16 protein-coding genes are annotated in these 20,835 nt (G+C 34.6%); 12 read left to right on the top strand and 4 right to left on the bottom strand.

The window, feature by feature from the left end; translation table 11 throughout:
• Window positions 1–2: 2 nt before the first annotated feature.
• From AA089_RS13360 to AA089_RS13370, 3 genes are all read right to left on the bottom strand, one after another.
• On the bottom strand, window positions 3–2,693 hold the full coding sequence (locus AA089_RS13360; protein ID WP_046757466.1) for a hypothetical protein: 2,691 nt from the start codon (window positions 2,691–2,693) through the stop codon (window positions 3–5).
• Window positions 2,690–4,432 (bottom strand): hypothetical protein, encoded by a 1,743-nt coding sequence (locus tag AA089_RS13365; protein WP_046757467.1) that lies wholly within the window; start codon window positions 4,430–4,432, stop codon window positions 2,690–2,692. The genes AA089_RS13360 and AA089_RS13365 overlap by 4 nt, the downstream gene beginning before the upstream one ends.
• Window positions 4,433–4,682: 250 nt before the next feature.
• Window positions 4,683–5,792 carry a serine hydrolase domain-containing protein gene (locus AA089_RS13370; RefSeq protein WP_046757468.1) on the bottom strand — a complete coding sequence of 370 codons (1,110 nt, stop codon included), beginning with the start codon at window positions 5,790–5,792 and terminating at the stop codon, window positions 4,683–4,685.
• Between the two features lie 81 nt (window positions 5,793–5,873).
• On the opposite strand from AA089_RS13370, the gene rimO reads away from it, so the two are divergent.
• Window positions 5,874–7,175: a 30S ribosomal protein S12 methylthiotransferase RimO gene (gene rimO / locus AA089_RS13375; protein ID WP_046757469.1), complete on the top strand. Its 1,302-nt coding sequence runs from the start codon at window positions 5,874–5,876 to the stop codon at window positions 7,173–7,175.
• Window positions 7,176–7,454: 279 nt separating this feature from the next.
• Here rimO and AA089_RS13380 read toward each other — a convergent pair whose 3' ends face one another.
• Entirely contained in the window at window positions 7,455–9,932 is a 2,478-nt protein-coding gene (locus AA089_RS13380; protein WP_046757470.1) for a M14 family metallopeptidase, read from the bottom strand.
• A gap of 130 nt (window positions 9,933–10,062) precedes the next feature.
• Between AA089_RS13380 and bshC the strand changes: the two genes are divergently transcribed.
• From bshC to AA089_RS13435, 11 genes are all read left to right on the top strand, one after another.
• Window positions 10,063–11,670: a bacillithiol biosynthesis cysteine-adding enzyme BshC gene (gene bshC, locus AA089_RS13385; RefSeq protein ID WP_046757471.1), complete on the top strand. Its 1,608-nt coding sequence runs from the start codon at window positions 10,063–10,065 to the stop codon at window positions 11,668–11,670.
• A gap of 70 nt (window positions 11,671–11,740) precedes the next feature.
• Window positions 11,741–13,096: a TrkH family potassium uptake protein gene (locus AA089_RS13390; protein WP_046757472.1), complete on the top strand. Its 1,356-nt coding sequence runs from the start codon at window positions 11,741–11,743 to the stop codon at window positions 13,094–13,096.
• Window positions 13,097–13,561: 465 nt separating this feature from the next.
• Window positions 13,562–15,097: a glutamine-hydrolyzing GMP synthase gene (gene guaA / locus AA089_RS13395; protein WP_046757473.1), complete on the top strand. Its 1,536-nt coding sequence runs from the start codon at window positions 13,562–13,564 to the stop codon at window positions 15,095–15,097.
• A gap of 23 nt (window positions 15,098–15,120) precedes the next feature.
• Window positions 15,121–17,043, top strand: coding sequence for a LysM peptidoglycan-binding domain-containing protein (locus AA089_RS13400; RefSeq protein ID WP_046757474.1), 1,923 nt, complete (start codon window positions 15,121–15,123; stop codon window positions 17,041–17,043).
• 13 nt (window positions 17,044–17,056) lie between these two features.
• Entirely contained in the window at window positions 17,057–17,458 is a 402-nt protein-coding gene (locus AA089_RS13405; protein WP_046757475.1) for an OsmC family protein, read from the top strand.
• Complete coding sequence (locus AA089_RS13410) at window positions 17,459–17,998, top strand: DUF922 domain-containing protein (protein ID WP_046757476.1); 540 nt, start codon at window positions 17,459–17,461, stop codon at window positions 17,996–17,998.
• Between the two features lie 6 nt (window positions 17,999–18,004).
• Window positions 18,005–18,250 carry a DUF3820 family protein gene (locus AA089_RS13415; protein ID WP_046757477.1) on the top strand — a complete coding sequence of 82 codons (246 nt, stop codon included), beginning with the start codon at window positions 18,005–18,007 and terminating at the stop codon, window positions 18,248–18,250.
• 228 nt (window positions 18,251–18,478) lie between these two features.
• Window positions 18,479–18,703 (top strand): hypothetical protein, encoded by a 225-nt coding sequence (locus AA089_RS13420; RefSeq protein WP_046757478.1) that lies wholly within the window; start codon window positions 18,479–18,481, stop codon window positions 18,701–18,703.
• Between the two features lie 678 nt (window positions 18,704–19,381).
• Complete coding sequence (locus AA089_RS13425; protein ID WP_046757479.1) at window positions 19,382–19,978, top strand: N-acetylmuramoyl-L-alanine amidase; 597 nt, start codon at window positions 19,382–19,384, stop codon at window positions 19,976–19,978.
• Between the two features lie 13 nt (window positions 19,979–19,991).
• Entirely contained in the window at window positions 19,992–20,456 is a 465-nt protein-coding gene (locus AA089_RS13430) for a hypothetical protein (protein ID WP_046757480.1), read from the top strand.
• 18 nt (window positions 20,457–20,474) lie between these two features.
• A complete protein-coding gene (locus AA089_RS13435) occupies window positions 20,475–20,831 on the top strand; it encodes a hypothetical protein (protein WP_046757481.1) in 357 nt (118 codons plus the stop codon).
• The last annotated feature ends 4 nt before the right edge of the window (window positions 20,832–20,835 follow it).

Consider the following 20,835-nt stretch of genomic DNA (forward strand, 5'->3'; position numbering starts at 1 on the left):
GTCTAGTTTAAGTTGAGTTGAAAAATAGTTTTACCTCTGTTTATAAATTCCGCTTTCGTTTTTCCTTCTCCAAAAGGCGCTTTTCCTTCGCCAATTTTATACAGAATTGTCGCCGGAATTGCCACAAATAAGCACATGACATCCAAAAATGTCAGTTCGTCACTTTTAGTAACGGATTTGTACAAAGGCGTAATAATTGGAATTTCCCATTCTTTGTTGAGTCCAACTTGTGCAATACTAATTAAGGTATCAAGCGAAACGAAAATTAAATCCATCAATTTTTTCACTAAAAACAAACTTGTTCCTGCGAGTTTTTGCAGTAGTAGTTTTAAGAAATCTAAAAATGTTATTTCGCCTTGAATCATTCGTTTAAAACCATCAAAAACAATATCCACTTGTAATTTGAGACCTTCTCCCGTTTCCACTAAAAGATTTTTCAACTGACTTGTGAATGAATGAAAAACTTCCGTAAAATCTGTTGGTATTTGAGAACTCAGCGGTTTTCCTTCGCTATCATGTAAATAACTTTTTTTAGAATTTAGCCAGTTCGATTTTGGATCAGCAGTTGCTTTTTCAGAAGGTTCAGACGGATCAATTTTACCAAGCGAATCAGGAATATTTACCAATTCAGGCGAGAATTTTTCAATCTGTTTATCTAGTGTATCATCCACAAATTTGCGAATATTTTTAATTTCATCCTTTAAACAAATAATAGCTTCGTTGGTAAATGCTTTAAAAGCTTCTTTGGTTTCTACAATCGCATCCCAATCAAACAAAAAGGCTAAAAATTTGAATAAATCTTCAAAAAACACCTTAATCGCATCAAATATTTTTTGAATAAAGGCGCCAATTTCTCGCAACGTATTTACAATCCAATGAAATACCTGTTCGCCAATTTTTATGATGAATTTCACACCGTCTTTTATTTTTTCAACAACAAATTCAACCGCTTGTTTTGTACTATCCCAAACGGAATGCAAAAAATCGCCAAGTGTCAAACCTTCATGAAGTATTGAATTGTGAGAAGCTGCGCTGCGTGCCTTCATAGTCGGATTTATCATTCCTACGGCAAACGAAGTGCGTTGCAAAGGCGCATTGTTTTCCATCGATTTGGCTGTTGCGAGCATTTCTTTAATCCCAGTTGCAGCACTATTTAATGTGTCAATATCTGTTCCTTCAGGTACTAAAAAGTCGCCATCTTGTTTCTTTAAACCTGCTAAGGCTTTCCCAGAAGTTACCTTTTTCTCTAAATCTTCAAGTACTTGATGCGCCAAATTGATTGCGACTGTTTTTTTAAGAAAATCAGCATTTAGTAAAATTCGGCAAGAAGCAATGTCGCGTACAGGACAAATTACGGTCAATTCCGCAGCAACATTCAACGGAATACTGACTTCATGATCGGGACCAATATGGTAACTTTCTCCATTTACATAGATAAACAAATTACTTTCAGCACTAAGTTTTACTTCCAAACCTTGAAAAGTTTTCATGGCTTTGCTGTTAAATCTGACATGTGCGGAATACGATGCTACTTCTTTCAAACTATCAATTCCTTTGATTGTTAGTGTGTTTTTGTTCCAAAGTGTCGTAGTGGCATCTTGCCAAAGTCGCGTAAGTTCACTTCCATATTTGGTACTGATAGAAAATAGTTGATTGCGAATTTTAGTTCCTCTTACGGCACTAAATTGTTCCGCATCTTTTGCCATTACAATCGGTTTTGTCCATGTACCTGTAGTAAATTGTTGCGATTTCTGATCGAAAAAATGATTGGTTTGATAGTGTAATCCAGTAGCATCTAACGACCAAACGCTGTGTTCATCTTCATGTCTTGAAGCAGTAATTTTTTTAATTTGTCCAAATGTGCCAGGCAAAGTATTTACTTCAAAATCATTGCTTTCTATAGCTGTGATAAATTGATGCACTTGTGTTCCTGCGGCGTACACAATATCATTAGTATCATCCGATTCTACAAGCGTAAAACAATTGATCAATTCATCGGTGGCAAAACGCACTTTCGTCGTTTTATCATATTCAGGATCAGGGAACGACTGAAATAAAAATGTACGCTTTTGTCCAATATCGTATAGCATAAATACGCCATCGTTGTATTGAAAATTCCCCAATTCGAACTGTACGATTTTCATTCCATTTTCTGGAAGTGTGTAGCGTGTTGGTTCTAATTCATCCAAAGCGGCAATATAATATTGTGCGTCACTATTTTTTGTCGTAGTTGCAAAAATGACGTGTTCTGCACCAATAGACACTTTATTTATCGTTTCCGACGCATCGGAAGCTTCCATACTTGTCCAAGAAATACTTTTGTCAAGCGTTGCAAATTGTGTCGTTTTCATCGGAATTTCATCTGAAATCCACACTTTATTTTCTTCTACTTTTGCTAGTTGAAAATATTCTTCATCGGTATTATATTCTAGTTCAAAAGAAGTGACTTTTCCTTCTGATAATATTATTTGTTCCCAACCAGAAGCCGAACCTTCTGAGCGTAAAATACCTTGTAATTTTCCTTCTTTTGTCAAGCAAAAAATAAAAGGAGTTTCAGGAGCTACCATCAATGATTGAATGCTTTCGCCAGCTTTTATAGCAGATTCTGGAAAATAATTTTGCATTAATTCGCTCTGAAAATCGACAGTTACATTGTCGTCTTTTGTGATTTGAAATTTTGGATCTACTTTCATGACAATTCGTTTTGTTTTTCAGTTTTAGTTGCATAAGAAATGTCATATGCTACAATATCTTCTTCTTCTAAAATGTGTAAGTTTTTGAATGTGTATACATTTCCAAGTGGCAAAATGACTTTGTTGGTTTGGTTTAGGACACTTATATGATTCAATTTTTTAATGAGCGCATTAGAACTTGATGCACCTTTTTTCCCTAAATCGGCACTTATTTGTGTCACAATTGCTTTCACGATTAAAAACACCCATGAAACGACAAAGGTTATAATGCTTAACAAATCGTTCCAAAAACCATTGCCAAATAGGTTTGGATTTTCGTCAAATGCTACTTTTGGTTCCGTAAGATTATGATCTAAATTAAAACGTCCAGATTCTCCAGTTTTGATGGTAAAATCTAAATAGCCTGGCTCGCCTGCATTTTTGATTTCATCTTTGGTGTATTTTCCACTGGTGGAAAGTGTTTTTTCGCCAACTTCTATAAACCAAGCTTTTACGATTACTTTTACTTTGATTTCAATTTTGTAACGAACAGAAATTCCTGATTGATCACTGTTATTTTTTACATCTTCTTTGGTTACTGTGTACGTAATATCAATGGTGTCATCGTTCTTTTTTTCATGCTTATCTAAAATCATTTTTCCATCAATGAAACCATGTCTAAGTGTTACACCATCTAGATTTTTAAAAGTAGTTTCCACATAATCGTCTAATGATTTCAAATAAATTTTAAAATGTTTATGTTGAATAGAAAATACACCATCTGTAGTGCTAGTTGTATCTTTTCCTAATTCTATCAAACTTTTCGGTAAAATGCCCGCTGTAGTATTTGTGGGCGGTTTTGTATCGTTTAACATCATTAAAAAATTCAGTGCGCTAAACTGTCCTCGTTTTTTTTCATCCTTTTGTTTGCTGTACGAAGTAGAAAAATTTAAAGAAGTGGGTTGAAACATCGCATGTTCAGAAGGTTTAATTCGTTTGCGCTGTAAAGAATATCCAAGTACATATGAATTTTCTTCTCCTTGTAAAATGACATTGAAATAATTTTCAATAGCGACTTTAAAAGCTACGACCGCACCTTCAGGTAAGTTGCTTTTTTGTTGATTATACGTAGCAATATTTGCATTTTGAAAATTTAAGAACAGACTTTCTATGGTAAAATCTTGATCAGATAAGCCACTATTTTTAATGATTTTTTTCACTTCTGCACCAGCATCCAAAATCATATTATCTTTATCGACGCTCAATTGACCAATTGGAACTGTAAAAGCATATACGGCACCTTTCAGATTGTAGTGTTCAACGACACCAGTTTCGTCTGGTCTGTAATATAATTTTCCGCTTTTAAATCTAATCTGAAGTGTAAGATTCTTCGAATCATTTTGAATGATGTTGATTTTTGGAGCATTAAGATTTGCGTTCCAGCCAAAATCAAAATTTAAGTTTTCTTCTGCTAATGTTGCTACTAATTTTCCAATTTCACTCCATTCATTATGTTCACGAGCGTTAGAAATTTGTTGTTGTAGATCAATCCAGCGTTCGAGTTTGGTATTAAAGTTAGCATCTTGATCTGTAATGTGAAAATCTTTTTTTACATCATTAACTTTTTGTGTACCTGCTAAAATTCCCCATTTTTTATGGATGATACTTCGAGTGTGCAATTCTTTAAATTGATAATTGATGGTGTTTTCAGACAAGGCAAGTGCCATGTCGTAACCGGCAAGTGTTTCGTTTCCTTTCATGTGTTGCTACTTATTGCTTTTTATCGGTCACATGATGTTCGCTATTAGTCATTTTCTTGGATGAGAAACTTTTGAACATGCTCATTTCATGTGGCTATTAAAAATGATTAATACTATATTTTTTTAAAACAGTGAGCTTTGGTAGGAGGAAAGCAAGGTGTTTTAAATTGATAGTACGCAATTTAGAATAGAAAACAAAAACCCGTAAACGTATAACTACGTGATTTTCAAATACCGTAGAAGTAAGAATTTAATTTGTAAGAAGATTTATTTTTTCCCAAAGTACATTGTCAAAGTCAGAAAGTGCAAAGTTGATATCGTCAGCGGCATTTCCCATGCGGATAACCACCAAATCTTTACTTGGAACTATGTATATTTTTTGATCATTTTTACCCAACGCGCAATACATATCTTGCGGCGCATTTGGAACCAATTCTCCAGAAAATTCCAATTGTGTTTGTGGCAAACGATAGGTAGTTTTTCCATTAATCCACCACAAATATCCATATGCTTCATTAATATTTTGTGTCGTTGAGGTCGCTTCCGCTAGAAAATTCTCAGGGACAATTTGCGCTTCGTTCCACTTTCCACTTGCAGAAATTAATAAGCCAAAACGCGCCATACTTCTTGTAGTGCTCCAATATACATTTGCGTTTCCAGTTTGAATCCATGCGCCTGTCATGCCAATGCTATTTTTCAATTTCGTATTGAAATAAGTATCCCAAGTTTCATTACTCGCGGACGCAATCACATCTTGCATTTTTACAAAAACACCGTGATATGCCCAACGTGTTCCAGCATCTGCAACATATTGTAAATCGTTTGGCGCAATTCCGTCACCTAAACCATCATCCAAACCAGAGGTCATGGATAGTAGATTTTTACACGTAATCAAGTTTTCTTTTTCTAGTGAAGCGCTTGTCCAGCCAGTCCCGATATAATCAGAAACTTTAGCATTCAAATTGATGAGGTTTTCTTCTTGCGCAATTCCTGCAACAGCCGTTGTTAAGGTTTTTCCAGCACTTGCCCAATACCAAGGAGATGTTTCTGTATGTCCGTCAAAATAGTGCTCAACAACAATTTTTCCTTTATGAAGAATGATAAAACTTTTGCTATTCTTTGTTTCTAAATAATCTAGTAATGGTTGCAATTGATTGGCGTTCCAATTCAAATCAGCTATCGAACTCGTTTCCCAAGTATTAGAAGTCATAGGCGGAAAGTAAGTAGAAGTCACTACAGGCGTTTCCAATGGTGGTTCTATAGGCGTTTCTTCTTGTGGTAATATGTCAACATCTTCCGAAGTACAATTCACAAAAAAGAATAAAAAAACAAGTGAAAATATATAAAAAGATCGGTTCATTTTTCAAGTTTAGATATTAAGACTGTTAAATATACCAAAGGTTTAAATTAGATTGTATCTTTGCCCACTGAATTTTTGGATATGAGAACTAAGACGTTAAAGAAAAATAAGATCAATGTAGTTACACTTGGATGTTCTAAGAATGTATACGATTCTGAAGTGTTAATGGGACAATTGAAAGCCAATGGTAAAGATGTGGCGCATGAAGAAGAAGGAAATATTGTTGTCATTAATACCTGCGGATTTATCAATAATGCAAAAGAAGAAAGTGTCAATACAATTTTAGATTACGTTCAGAAGAAAGAAGAAGGTGCTGTTGATAAAGTGTTTGTAACAGGTTGTTTGAGTGAGCGTTACAAGCCAGATTTAGAAGCGGAAATTCCAGATGTGGATCAATATTTTGGAACGTCTGATTTGCCACGTTTGTTAAAAGCACTTGGAGCAGATTACAAACATGAATTGATTGGCGAACGTATCACCACAACTCCAAAAAACTATGCATATCTTAAAATTGCAGAAGGTTGCGATCGTCCGTGTTCGTTTTGTGCCATTCCGTTAATGAGAGGAAAGCACAGATCGAAACCCATTGAAGAATTGGTCACAGAAACTGAAAAATTAGCGGCAAAAGGTGTCAAAGAATTGATTTTAATTGCGCAAGATTTAACATATTACGGATTAGACTTATACAAAAAACGAAACCTTGCAGAATTGTTGCAAGCGTTGGTAAAAGTAGAAGGAATTGAATGGATTCGTTTGCATTATGCATTCCCAGCAGGTTTTCCAATGGACGTTTTGGATGTAATGAACGAAGAGCCAAAAATTTGTAACTATTTAGACATTCCATTACAACACATTGCAGACGATATTTTAAAATCGATGCGACGTGGAACAAATCAGGCAAAAACTACAAAATTACTAAAGCAATTCAGAGCTGCGGTTCCTGAAATGACAATTCGTACCACTTTAATTGTTGGATATCCAGGCGAAACAGAGGAACATTTTCAAACACTAAAAAAGTGGGTTGAAGAAATGCGTTTTGAGCGTTTGGGTTGTTTTACCTATTCTCATGAAGAAAATACACATGCATACAATTTAGAAGATGATGTACCAGAAGAGGTAAAGCAAGATCGTGCCAACCAAATCATGGAAATTCAGTCACAAATTTCTTGGGAGTTGAATCAGCAAAAAATTGGACAAACGTTCAAATGTATTATTGACCGAAAAGAAGGAAACTATTTTGTCGGTCGTACCGAATTTGACTCTCCAGATGTTGATAATGAAGTATTAATTGATGCTGCAAAGTTTTACGTAAAACAAGGCGAATTCGTAGATATAAAAATCACGGAAGCGGCTGATTTTGATTTATACGGTGAGCCAGCTTAGAAATGTTAAATTTTGAATGCCAAATTTTAAATGTAAAAGTACTTCAACTCAACAAAGAACTAGAGAATAGAGAACAAAGCCCCAAAATGTTAAATGCTAAATGTTGAATGTTAAATGTAAAAGTACTTCAACTGAACAACTGAACAAAGACCCAAGACCCAACATCCAACACCCAAAAGCAAAGCGTCCTATCAAGCGTCAGCGAAAAAAGTCCAACAGCGCGTACGCGCGATCTAACATCCAACAAGCGGAGCGGTCTAACAGCGTAAGCGATCTAACTTACAGTTCGAACGCATTATTATTCACCAAGAAAATAGCATTGGCAAAAAACAGTTTTCCATTTTCCCAGAAAGCTCTAAACATAGGATTGTCAACCATATAAATCATACTTCCATTGCCAATTCGATACTCTCCAAAAACTAACGTATTTTTGATTTTCTCAACAGCTTTATGTCCAGCAAAACCAGAAACCGCTTTGTTGTCTTCTAAATACGAAACGGTATAGCCTTTATCTAAATAGCTATAAGCTGAATTTCCTAGTTTTAAGGTAAAATACGAATCATCATATCCAAAGGCTAACGGATGTGTATTGTCTACTTTCGTTTTAAAAATAGCTCCTGTAATGAAGTTAGAAACACGTTCGCGCTCACTTTTTGCGTATGAAATAACTTCTAACGGATCGTCTTTGTCGGTTTCTTTCTTCTTTAAGCCGAATCCTTTTTTGTCTTCAAAAGTTTTCAAAGCATTTCCCATAGCAATGACTTTTCCACCACGGGAAACCCAATTTTTCAACGATTTCAATTTATCTTCGTTAAGTAAGCTTTTGTAGTTTCCATTCGGAATTATCAACACATTGAAAGCATTCAACGTATTTTTATCAAAATCATCAGCATTAATATTCGTTACAGGAAACTTTAATTCTTGTTCAAAGAAATACCAAAGTTCTCCAAAACTCAATGAACTTGATACTTCTCCAGACAAAACTGCCACTTTAGGCATCTTAATTTCTTTAACATCAGGCGAACCAAAATCGACACCATTCTCAGAAAATCCAGAAGAAATACTAGACAGTTCTGTGAAATTTGTAAGCGCAATATCAAAAACGGTATCATCAAAATTTGTGAGCTTTTTATTGTCGCTTCTTGTTATAATTAAAGAGCCACGATCAAAGGTTTTTCCCTTGTGTGTAATTGCTTTTTCTGTAAAACGAACACGAACTCCAGCTTGTAAAAGTTGTCCTAAAAATGAAGCATCTTTTACATTTTTCCAATCTGCGATATACGCTACAGCATTTGTTTTGTTAGGAATACCCAAAGGAATACCAAGTCCTACGTTGTCATCTTCTTTCGCAACAATTGTTTTTGAAGCAATTGTATTCAAACCATATGCATACGGAATACTCCAAGCCGTAATATCATACGTAAGTGAATCACTTAACTTTGCATCAGGCTCAAACAACACTTTTACCATATTTCCTTTTGGTTGATTCGTACTAACAACCAATGCATTTTTCACTTTTCTTGAGGTTTGTTTGCCAGTATTATAATCAAATCCTTTTACAGTTTCATAAGTAATTCCATATCTAATGTCATGTCTTTCTAATAAGTTGGTCAACTTATGAATTCTATAGCGATTTCCTTCCAATACATAACTTTTATAGGTAAAATCGTTTTTGCTAAAGAATTTCTTAAACTCTGTATTCAACTTATCAGCATTCTTTGAAGAAATCTCCACAGTTGACATTCCAGTGGTATGATGATGTGCAATTCTATCCTTTAACGTTAGCAAATCGCCTTCATCATTTATAATTCCTAAACCAGCCATTCCATGTCCAGCTTGCTCGTAGGTCATTCCGATTGCGCCATTAAAAGTTGGATATGTGTCTCCATAACTTGGATAAAACAAATCAAAACGTTCACGGGTAAAATACAACCAACCTTCTTTGTCAAAATAGCCTGCATGATTTTTTCCAATTTGTATCTGAAAATCACGTTGCCAATCGGTAATTACTTCATGAAAAGGTTCTGCTGCTGGCGCAAAATAATACGGTTCGTTAATACCTTGTTCATGAAAATCAACATGAATATGTGGCAACCATTTATTATAAACTTTCAGGCGTTGACGCGTTTCTACTTGTGTTGCCCAAGCCCAATCGCGATTTAAATCAAATAAATAATGATTTGGTCTTCCGCCTGGCCAAGGTTCGTTGTGTTCTGTTGCTTTCTGGTTTGAATTATACGGAACACTTGCTACTTGATTGTACCAATTTACATAGCGATCGCGACCATCAGGATTGATACACGGATCCATAATTACAACCGTATTTGCAAGCCATGCTTTCTTTTGGGTAATCAATTCATAAATCGTTTGCATAGAAGCTTCCGTGCTCGACGATTCGTTTCCGTGTACATTATAACTTAGCCAAACTACTGCTTTTTTCGCGGAAGCGGTTTCAGTTCCAATTCCTGCATTTGCCAAATGATTTTTACGAATATTCTCTAAATTGGTTAAATTTTCAGGTGTAGAAACGTATGCAATTTGCAGTAAACGATGTTCATTTGTTTTTCCATATTCTTCCAACTGAATCATGTCAGAAGTCGTTGCCAAATACTGATAATAATCTACAACTCGGTAATGATTGGTAAATCGTGTACCCAATTCGTATCCTAAAAACTCAGATGGAGATTGTATATTTTGTGCAAAAGTTGCAATTGAAAAAATAAAAAATGAAAGTAAGCTAAGAATATGTCGTCTCATTAAATGATGAATTTGATAATCATCAAAGCTAACCAATATAATTTTGAAAAAGAATATCTTAACGAAATTTTGAGAAAATAGCATATCAAATAACGCTATCTTTGCAACTTTAAAATTCTGACGACCAACTATGCCAACTGAATGTATTCCCTATAGTGAAACTGGATATTTTTCTCCGTTAATGTGCGATTATTTAGCAGAGAAACCAATACTAAAACCGTTTTACAATCGATTCCCGAAACTAGAAAATTTTGAAGCGCAAATTCAAGAAAAACAACAATCTAGCTTAACATCGATAGCACAAAGGACTGTTTTAGTAAAAGCGTTGTTGGAACAATACAAAGGTTTTGATGACAGCGTATTTACATTGGGAAATATTGCCAAACTTGAAAGTGAAAATACATTTACGATTACCACAGGTCATCAACTGAATTTGTTTACAGGACCTTTATATTTTTTATATAAAATTATCTCTACTATCAATCTTGCATCGCAACTCAAAAAGCAATATCCAACGTACGATTTTGTACCTATTTATTGGATGGCTTCAGAAGATCATGATTTTGATGAAATTAGTTTCTTTAATTACAAAGGACAAAAAGTACAATGGAATAGAACGGCAAGTGGCGCTGTTGGCGAATTGTCTACGGAAGGATTACAAGAAGTTTTTGAAGTATTTGCTCAACAATTAGGAAATAGTAACAACGCCAAAGAATTGCAATCACTTTTTGAAGAAGGATATGTAAAACATAGCAATTTGACTGATGCAACACGTTACATTGCCAACGAATTATTCAAAACGTACGGTTTGGTTATTGTAGATGGAAACGACAAATCATTGAAGCAATTATTTATTCCGTTTGTGGAAAATGAACTATTTCAACAAACTGCTTTCAAGGAAGTTTCTGCAACAGCAAACCAATTAACAGCAGCTGGCGATTCGTATAAAATTCAGGTAAATCCGCGCGAAATCAATTTATTTTATATCAAAGATGGCATTCGCGAACGTATTGTGGAAGAAGATGGTGTTTTTGGAGTTTACGACACTTCCGTGAGATGGAACAAAGAAGAAATTCAACAGGAAGTACAACAATTTCCAGAGCGTTTCTCACCAAATGCCTTATTGCGTCCGTTGTATCAAGAAGTGATTTTGCCAAATTTGTGTTACATTGGCGGCGGTGGCGAATTGGCGTATTGGTTTGAATTGAAATCATATTTTGAAGCCGTAAACGTAACGTTTCCGATGATTTTACTTAGAAATTCCGTAGTTGTCAAAACGGAAAAGCAATCGGAAAAGATGGAAAAGCTCAACCTTTCCAATCGTGATTTATTTCTAAAACGAGATGATTTAATTGCTAAAAAAGTAAAAGAGTTAAGTGACATAGAAATTGATTTTACTCCACAAAAAGAACATCTGCAACAGCAATTCAAAGACTTATACAAACTTGCCGAACAAACGGACAAATCGTTTATTGGGGCAGTTGCCGCACAAGAAAAAAAGCAACTCAAAGGTTTAAAGCATCTTGAAAAACGTTTGCTAAAGGCACAAAAGCGGATGTTGAAAGATAAAGTTTCAAGAAGCACCGAATTGCAAGAAGCATTATTTCCAAACAATTCATTACAAGAGCGACGACTCAACTTTTCTGAATTGTATTTAGCATACGGAAACACCTTAATTCCAACGTTGGTGGAACATTTACAACCGTTGTCAGGAGAATTTTTGGTGTTGGAATTGTAGATTTTATTCGGATGAAAAAAACCGTAAATTTATAACGACAAAAAACTATGTAGAACTAACTTTCCACACTATGAGTCGACTAAAAAATAGTTTCAATCAACTATCACGTTGGTATCGAAGATTTCAGATTAGTAAGTCGCCACAAATGAATCTAGTTTGGGGATTTTTTCTATACATGCTTGTTGGTTTCTTATTGCTGTCAATTCCACTATTTCACAATGAAAGTGTGAGTATTTTAGACAATTTATTTATTTCAACTTCTGCAATTTCCACAACAGGTTTGGTAACCGTAGGAATTTATGAATCCTATAACTTTTTTGGTCAATTTATCATCATGTTACTCATTCAAATTGGCGGTATTGGTTACATGACTTTAACGACGTATTATCTTTTATTTACCACAAAAAAAATTACGCGATGGCACAGTAAAATCATGGGAACTGAATTTACATTGCCAAGAACCATAAAAATTAAAGACTTTATAAAAAGTGTAATTGTTTTCACGCTTGTTATGGAAACACTTGGCGCAATCTGTTTTTTCATAGCGTTTCGTGACACAGGAATGGAACCTTTAAAAGCAATTTGGTTTGCTATATTTCACAGCGTTTCCACTTTCTGTACCGCAGGTTTTGGCTTGTTTAGCAATAGTTTTGAAAATTTTAGTGACAATACATTTATCAACACAATTATCTCGGTTCTTGCGATTGCAGGTTCGCTCGGTTTCATTGTCATTACTGACATTTGGTATCGCATTCGTCGTAAATCGAAAAAATTATCGTTCACAACCAAAATTGTACTTTACGGTTTTATCTTGTTATTATTCTTAGGAACGGCATTAGTATATTTGACAGAACCAACTATTCAAAACTCAAATGCACGCTTAATGGAATCCTTCTTTCAAGCAATGACAGCGATGACTACCGTTGGATTCAATACAATTTCCACAGGAAGTCTCAGCATGCCAATTTTGACTTTTGTGGTTTTCTTAATGTATATTGGCGCATCACCTTCGGGAACGGCTGGAGGACTTAAAATTACGACGCTTACGGCGATGATTGCGGTATTAAAAAGTAGATTATTTGGTCAAAAGCGAATTTCCTTTCTCAATAAAACCATTCCTTTTGAAAGATTATACGTAGCAACTTCAACATTTATACTTTATACAAGTATCATCTTTTTATTTACGTTCTTATTAACTTTCACAGAAACATTTGAATTTGAAAGAATCCTCTTTGAAGTCGCCTCCTCGCTTGGAACAGTTGGTTTAAGCACAGGAATTACAGGAGAACTTTCTAATGTTGGAAAAGTTCTTATTATCATTTTAATGTTTATTGGAAGAGTTGGTGTATTAACCTTCGGATTTGCTTTATTAGAACGAAAATCCAAAACAGAAGCGATCATTATAGAAGATGATTTAGCAATTTAAAAAGGATAACTTTACATATTTAGATCAAAAAAAAGCCAACCGAAGTTCGCTAGATTTTAATTGACATCTTGTAGATTCCTCTTACATAGTTCAAGACATAATGTATTGCAACTCCAATACTGAGTAGCAAGAGGATTTAAAGTTGTATCAACACAAATTATGTATCCAGTATATAATGTGTTTAAAATTCTAAAAAGCTAACTTAAGTTATTAGTGAAATTACTTTCTTTTTTAATTTCAACGATTTAAAATTTTGTTTTTTCATAATAATTAAAGATTTAATGGTTATAAACTTTCTTAAAAGTTACAGAAAAAGCTTATATGAAGAAAGGAAATTATCTCAATAATTTTGAATTGTAAGTATAAAAATTAAGGAAAAAAAGCGATAATTTTTGTTGTGAATATTCCGTGAAAAAATCTTCAATTGAAGTGTTAAAATCTAAAATCTAAATACTACTTTTGTGTATGCAACACGACAAGGTATTAATAGTAGACTTCGGATCGCAATACACACAACTCATTGCGCGTAGAGTTCGAGAGCTGAACATCTATTCCGAGATTCATCCATTCAACAAAATTCCAACAAACGTAGACGATTACAAAGCAGTCATTCTTTCGGGAAGTCCAATGTCTGTAAGATCTGATGAAGCTTTTCATCCAGATTTGAAAGGCATTCGTGGCGAAAAACCAATGCTAGCTGTTTGTTATGGCGCACAATATTTAGCACACTTTTCTGGTGGCGAAGTGGCAGAATCGAACACACGTGAATACGGACGAGCAAATTTGAGTTTTGTACAAGAAAACGAACCGTTCTTAACTGGAATTTCAGTAGGAAGCCAAGTTTGGATGAGTCACAGTGATACCATTAAAAAATTACCAACCAACGGAAAATTGTTAGCCAGCACACACGATGTTGAAAATGCAGCGTACAAAATTGAAGGCGAAACAACATACGCAATTCAGTTTCATCCTGAAGTATATCACTCCACAGACGGAAAACAATTGCTCGAAAATTTCTTAGTACAGATTTCCAACGTAACACCAGATTGGACGCCAAATGCTTTTGTAGAAGAAACGGTTGACGCCTTAAAAGCACAACTTGGAAACGACAAAGTAGTATTAGGTTTATCAGGCGGTGTAGATTCAAGTGTAGCGGCAATGTTATTGCACAAAGCCATTGGTAAAAACCTATATTGCATCTTTGTAAACAATGGTTTATTGCGTAAAAATGAATTTACAAGTGTTCTTGAACAATACGAAGGAATGGGACTCAATGTAAAAGGAGTTGATGCTTCGGCACGCTTTTTGGATGCGCTAGCAGGATTGAGTGATCCAGAAAAAAAACGGAAAGCTATAGGGCGCGTTTTCATTGAAGTTTTTGATGATGAAGCACACCAAATACAAGATGTAACTTGGTTGGCGCAAGGAACTATTTATCCAGATGTGATAGAAAGTGTCAGTGCTACAGGCGGACCAAGTGCCACAATAAAAAGTCATCATAATGTGGGTGGTTTGCCAGATTTTATGAAATTGAAAATCGTTGAGCCACTAAAAGCATTATTTAAAGATGAGGTGCGAAGAGTTGGCGCTTCTATGGGAATGGACAAAAACTTATTAGGTCGTCATCCGTTTCCAGGACCAGGATTGGCTATCAGAATTTTGGGAGATATTACTGCTGAAAAAGTTCGTATCTTACAAGAAGTTGATGCTGTTTTTATTGACGGATTGCGCAGTTGGGATTTATATGATAAAGTATGGCAAGCTGGCGCAATATTACTGCCAGTAAACTCAGTTGGAGTGATGGGAGACGAGCGAACTTATGAAAAAGTTGTTGCCTTACGTGCAGTAGAAAGTACAGATGGAATGACAGCTGATTGGGTAGATTTACCTTATAAATTTTTGCAAAAAGTCTCCAATGATATAATAAACAAGGTAAAAGGCGTTAATAGAGTAGTGTATGACATTAGTTCAAAACCGCCAGCTACCATAGAATGGGAATAATTAAAAAGTAAAAAAGATACAGAATGAAGAAGTTGTTAGGATTTTTATTATTGATGCTATTGTCTAGCTGTGCAGTAAAAGCGCAACAGTACAAAAGTCATACTGTAGCAAGAGGAGAAACGATCGAAAGTATTGCTGAAGACTACAAAGTAACACCAGAAGATATCATCAAACTGAATCCTGATGCACGTCGCGGTGTTCGCCGTAACAATGTATTGGTTATTCCTTCAAAATCAATTACAGTTGCCAAAGATGTTGAAGTAACTTTTACCAATCATAAAGTTAGAAGAAAGGAAACATTATACAGTATTTCAAAAAAATACGGTGTTTCTATTGATGATATTAAAAAGTACAATGAAAAAGTTGCTAAAGAAGGATTACAAAAAGGCGATCGTATTGCAATTCCTAAATTCAAACAGAAATCGGAAGTAGTTGTTTCAAATGAAGAACCTACAAAAAACGACGAAGAAGAGAAAAATGAGGAAGAAACTGCTGAAACGTACATCGTAAAAGCAAAAGAAACCAAATGGGGAATTGCACATAGTTATGGTTTAACAATTGAAGAATTAGAAGAATTAAATCCTGAAATAAAAGACGGTTTACAAATTGGTCAAGAAATCAAATTGCCAAAACGTACGGAAAAACCACAAGTTGCAAGTAGTGAACAATTTGCGTTTTACAACGTAAAGCCAAAACAAACAGTGTACACCTTGACACGTAAATTAGGTGTTTCACGAGCCGAATTAATTTTGTTAAATCCTGCACTAAAAGACGGTTTGAAAGCTGGAATGGTTTTAAAACTTCCTGTTGCCAAAACAGAATCGTTAGAAGTTATTGATGCTGAAATTGTAGACAAATTCAGTTTCTTGGAAAATGCAGATACGGACAATGTTTCCAATATTGTATTAATGTTGCCATTCAAATTGAATGAAATTAACATTGATTCAGTCACTTCCACAAAAGAAAAACTCAGAAAAGATAGAATCCTAGGCTATGCAACCGAATTTTACACAGGAGCAATCATGGCGTTAGATTCTATTAAAAAACTTGGTTTCTCTGTCAATGTAAAAGTATTAGACACGGAAGGAAAAACAACGAGCACAAGAAATTTAGTATATAACAACGACTTTTCAGACGTTCATGCTGTTATTGGTCCGTTGTTGCCATCAAATATTGAAGTAGCTGCGAGTGAACTAAAATCTGATGGAATTCCTGTAATTTCGCCACTTTCAAGCAAAGAAGTAAAGTACAAAAACGTATACCAAACCATTCCTTCTAATGAACTATTGGAAGAAAAAATGCTGAATTTCTTAAAGGAAAAAGGCGTGGATAAAAACATCATAATCATTGCTGACAAAACCAAAACAGCAATCAAAAATAAAGTAAAATCAATTTTCCCTTCTGCTTCGGAAATCGTTCCAGAAAAAGGAAATTACATCAAGCCAGATATCATTAAACCTTTGCTAAAAGAAGATCAGGAAAACTGGGTAATTCTAGAATCTGAAGACTTATCGTTATTGGCAAATGTAACTTCTGTATTGAATTCTTACGTAAGTGAAAAAAATAAAATCGTTTTGCTCACAACGGACAGAAATGATCAATATGACAAATCGGCTAACATTTACAACAGTCATTTGGCAAACTTAAGTTTTCACTATCCGTCAATTGACAAACCTTCGTCTTTTAACAATAAATTCAACAAACAATACGAAAAGAGATATAAAATTTCGCCAAGTAGAATTGCTACACGCGGTTTTGACATCACTTTTGATATCTTATTGCGTTTGGCATACAATCAAAATTTGGCAAAAAGTGTGCGTGCTGGCGCTGAAACAAATTATGTTGAAAATAAATTTGATTACACTAAAAAAATGTTTGGCGGATTCTACAACAAAGGAATTTACATTGTAAAATACGACGGATTGGAAATAAAAGAAGCAAAATAACCTACATAAAATCATGACTTCAAAAGTAACGTACAAAGGAAACCTTAGAACAGTTTCACAACACATAAAATCTGGAAATGAATTCATTACAGATGCACCGACAGACAATAATGGGAAAGGAGAAGCGTTCTCTCCTACAGATACTGTTGCGACAGGACTCGCAAGTTGTATGTTAACGGTAATGGGAATTAAGGCGGCTCAAATGGACGTCAATATGGAAGGCGCTTCCGCAGAAGTGACAAAGACGATGGCTTCTAATCCGAGACGAATTTCTAAAATTGAAGTCAAAATATCATTGCCTTTTGAAGCGGATGATAAAACCAAAAAAATACTAGAAAATACAGCAAATACATGTCCTGTTCATTACAGTCTTCATCCAGATATTGAAAAGATTGTTGAATTTGATTGGAAATAAATGTATAAACTTATAGGTGTACTTTGTATCTTTCTATTGGTGCAAAGTGAAGAAACGATCACGTGGAAAGGAAACAAAAAACTGCATTGGGGAAACTTTGAAGGCAAACCTGAGCTCAATTCGGACGCTGTTGCCATAACCGCTTCGGGAATTACATATGGTTTTCGTTCCAAAAGCTATTCAAACAGTTCTAAAATTATAGAATATTCCACATCTGTCTCAGCAGAATTTTATCCTGAAAAATCGTGGTACATCAAAGAACGTGTCAATGATACCGTTTTAGGACATGAACAATTGCACTTTGACATTACAGAACTGCATGCGCGAAAATTTAGAAAACGAATCAAAGAAGTCAAATTTTCAAATAATATAAAGCAAGAACTCAACAAAATTTACACTGAAATCAATGAAAGTTTGCAACAAATGCAAAACGAATATGATAACGGTTCGGACTATTCTAGAGATTATGCAGGACAAATAGCTTGGCAAAAACGCATTGCAAAAGAACTCAAAAAATACAAAAAATACGAAATCAAATAATATCGTATGGCGGATTTTCCTAGTAAAGAAGCGCAACAAAAACTATTGGTAGAATTGGCGCATGCAAAAATGCCATTTGGCAAACACAAGGGAAAATATCTTATCAACATTCCTGAAGCCTACTTGCTTTGGTATCGTCAAAAAGGATTTCCCAACGGAAAATTGGGACAACAATTGGAACAAATTCTCGATATCAAAATCAATGGTTTGGAACCGATTATCTATAACATTCAGCGACAATTTGAAAAATAGAACTAGGCTGATCTTAAGTAGTAGAAATAGCTACGTTCAAAAACTTCTTTTTTTATCATTTCTTACATTTAATTCATCACTATTTAGCAGGAATCTGTCACAAAGTCTCATAAATAGTACGTTTTGATGTTTTATGCACATACATTTGATATACTCATTGGAGAATAAGAATCTTCGTATTCTTTCAAAATTTCAATGAGTTTTAGCTAACATTAAAACAGTATCATTATGAAGAAAAAAAGAAGTATTCAAAAACTACGTTTACACAAAGATAAAATCAGTAAGTTGAACGAAGTAAAAGGAGGAGCAGACATTACTACAACTTTGGTTAGAACAGCTGTAAAAATTGCGTCAATATTAGGAGGAGGTAGTTGTAATAACACTTGTGATTGTGATCACTTAGGAACGCTGAATTGGATGATATGCGCGGCTGATTTTACCGATGATTGCTAAATGCTGAAAAAAGATTTCTGATTTTTTTATTAAAAACAAATAGCTTCAATTATATATGGCTATGTATGGTTTTGGGAGTAGTGTAAACAGTTTTAATAAAATGAAAAATTACGTGACTCATTTATAAATCGGCACATCAAGTCAGTAAAACAGTGACTTTTTGGCAACATTTTACCATACTTTTATATCATAATCAAAACAGTATATTATGAAAAAAAAGAGTCCAAACAGTTTAAAGCTAAGCAAAAATTCGATCTCTAATTTTGAACAACAAAACGAAGTCATAGGCGGAGGAAGAACTGTTCATTTTTGTTCACATTTACTAACATGCCCTTTGGGAATATGTGCGCCTCAAAAGGATTAAAAAACTATAGTATAGTATTACAATCACAAAAGTGGACTTCGGTTCACTTTTTTAGTAAAAATATTTCACGAATTCCTTCCTTATACCAATTCTACTGTAAAATGCGACTTCGCTTCTAATGTTGCATATGATAAGAGAATTGGTATTACATACTGCAACTACACAAAAAGGGGAAAAGACCCTTTTTTTCATATACAAATAATCCATACCTTTAAATTCCCCTTTTAATAAGCAATATATCAGTAACATAAGAGCTGAATAATGCTATATTTTAAAGGTTTTTTTATATAAAACTAACTACAACTATAAAAATTATGATCGTATTATTAGACAACGGACATGGAGGCCTAATTGATGGTGTATACCAAACTCCTGGAAAACGTTCGCCTATTTGGAACGATGGTTCGCAACTATTTGAAGGAGAATACAATAGAGCTATCGTAAACGGAATTATTGAAGAATTGACGAGATTGCGTATTTCGTATGTCAACATTGCACCAGAATATAGAGATGTTACGTTGGCAACACGTATGACACGCGCAAACAAAATAGATCGAAGAAAATCTTTTTACCTTAGTGTGCATTCCAATGCAGGTGGCGGAAAAGGCAGCGAAATATTTACTTCTGTCGGAAATACAAAAAGTGACAGAATTGCTACTATCTTTGGAGAAGAATACAAAAAAGAATTTCCAGAACAAAGATTACGAACCGATTTCTCTGATGGAGATTTAGACAAAGAAAAACAATTCTACGTATTGCGAAATACAAGAATGCCCGCAATTTTAACAGAAAACTTCTTTATGGACAATGAAGAAGAATGCAAAACACTACTCATGACGCGCGAAGGACGAGCTCGTGTAATTCAATATCATGTAGAAGCAATCAAAAGAGTAAAACAACAATTATTTTAAAAATTACCAACCTATGAAAACACGTTTCTATACAACGTACCTAATGGCACTTGCGTTTCTAATCGTAACTTCTTGTGGCTCATTAAAAAAAGCAGTTTTTGATCAATACTCGTATCAAAAAGGGACAGAAATCAAAGTTGATGCATTGCGATTAATGGACAAATCATCCATGGAATACAGTTCGCAAACGGCGGCTATTGAACATTTGGAAGCCGAATTGGCAAAAATAGTAGAATACGAAAAAAACAAACCTGAAAACAAAATTGGGTATGCTATGTGGAAAATGATCGCCAATCCTGATAAAAAATTCATAGCGGGTTATCTGAAAATGTGGAAAGAAAAAGGCACAGTAAGTCCCGTTTTTATTGACGAAGCAAAAGGACAAGTCAGCGAAGCCTTGGATTTAATTCTTCAATACGAAGGGAAAAAAGATCCTGCCGCTGAAAACAAACTCAAACAAATACTAGGTTTACAATAATTACAAAACAGTAACAACATGAACGTTAAAGACATACTAAAAGAAATAAAAGGAAACTTACTTGGTTTAGTAGGTGAAAAATTTGAGGATCTAAAGTCGGAATCAAAAAAAGATGTACAAGACTTTTTAGATGCTTCCAAAGAAAAACTAGAACGCTGGACACTATTTTTAGCCAGTGGAGCCATCACACCAGAAGAATACAAATGGTTAGTGGAAAGTCAAAAAGATTTGGTCGTTCTCAAAGGATTATATGCCGCTGGCGTATCTAAAATAAAATTAGGACACCTAAAAAATAGTATTCTTGATACAGTCATCAATACAGCACTTGGAATGGTGTTAAAACCAAATGATACCGAAGAAAACGCTGACGCATAAAAAT

Source organism: Kordia jejudonensis (assembly GCF_001005315.1).
Classification (GTDB): domain Bacteria; phylum Bacteroidota; class Bacteroidia; order Flavobacteriales; family Flavobacteriaceae; genus Kordia; species Kordia jejudonensis.

Bases quoted from the DNA above. Each gene is read 5' to 3' on its own strand.
- AA089_RS13370 (WP_046757468.1), bottom strand. From the start codon at position 5,792: ATGAACCGATCTTTTTATATATTTTCACTTGTTTTTTTATTCTTTTTT.
- guaA (WP_046757473.1), top strand. From the start codon at position 13,562: ATGCAACACGACAAGGTATTAATAGTAGACTTCGGATCGCAATACACA.
- AA089_RS13380 (WP_046757470.1), bottom strand. From the start codon at position 9,932: ATGAGACGACATATTCTTAGCTTACTTTCATTTTTTATTTTTTCAATT.
- AA089_RS13400 (WP_046757474.1), top strand. From the start codon at position 15,121: ATGAAGAAGTTGTTAGGATTTTTATTATTGATGCTATTGTCTAGCTGT.
- AA089_RS13365 (WP_046757467.1), bottom strand. From the start codon at position 4,432: ATGAAAGGAAACGAAACACTTGCCGGTTACGACATGGCACTTGCCTTG.
- AA089_RS13360 (WP_046757466.1), bottom strand. From the start codon at position 2,693: ATGAAAGTAGATCCAAAATTTCAAATCACAAAAGACGACAATGTAACT.
- AA089_RS13425 (WP_046757479.1), top strand. From the start codon at position 19,382: ATGATCGTATTATTAGACAACGGACATGGAGGCCTAATTGATGGTGTA.
- AA089_RS13405 (WP_046757475.1), top strand. From the start codon at position 17,057: ATGACTTCAAAAGTAACGTACAAAGGAAACCTTAGAACAGTTTCACAA.
- AA089_RS13420 (WP_046757478.1), top strand. From the start codon at position 18,479: ATGAAGAAAAAAAGAAGTATTCAAAAACTACGTTTACACAAAGATAAA.
- rimO (WP_046757469.1), top strand. From the start codon at position 5,874: ATGAGAACTAAGACGTTAAAGAAAAATAAGATCAATGTAGTTACACTT.
- AA089_RS13390 (WP_046757472.1), top strand. From the start codon at position 11,741: ATGAGTCGACTAAAAAATAGTTTCAATCAACTATCACGTTGGTATCGA.
- AA089_RS13415 (WP_046757477.1), top strand. From the start codon at position 18,005: ATGGCGGATTTTCCTAGTAAAGAAGCGCAACAAAAACTATTGGTAGAA.
- bshC (WP_046757471.1), top strand. From the start codon at position 10,063: ATGCCAACTGAATGTATTCCCTATAGTGAAACTGGATATTTTTCTCCG.
- AA089_RS13435 (WP_046757481.1), top strand. From the start codon at position 20,475: ATGAACGTTAAAGACATACTAAAAGAAATAAAAGGAAACTTACTTGGT.
- AA089_RS13430 (WP_046757480.1), top strand. From the start codon at position 19,992: ATGAAAACACGTTTCTATACAACGTACCTAATGGCACTTGCGTTTCTA.
- AA089_RS13410 (WP_046757476.1), top strand. From the start codon at position 17,459: ATGTATAAACTTATAGGTGTACTTTGTATCTTTCTATTGGTGCAAAGT.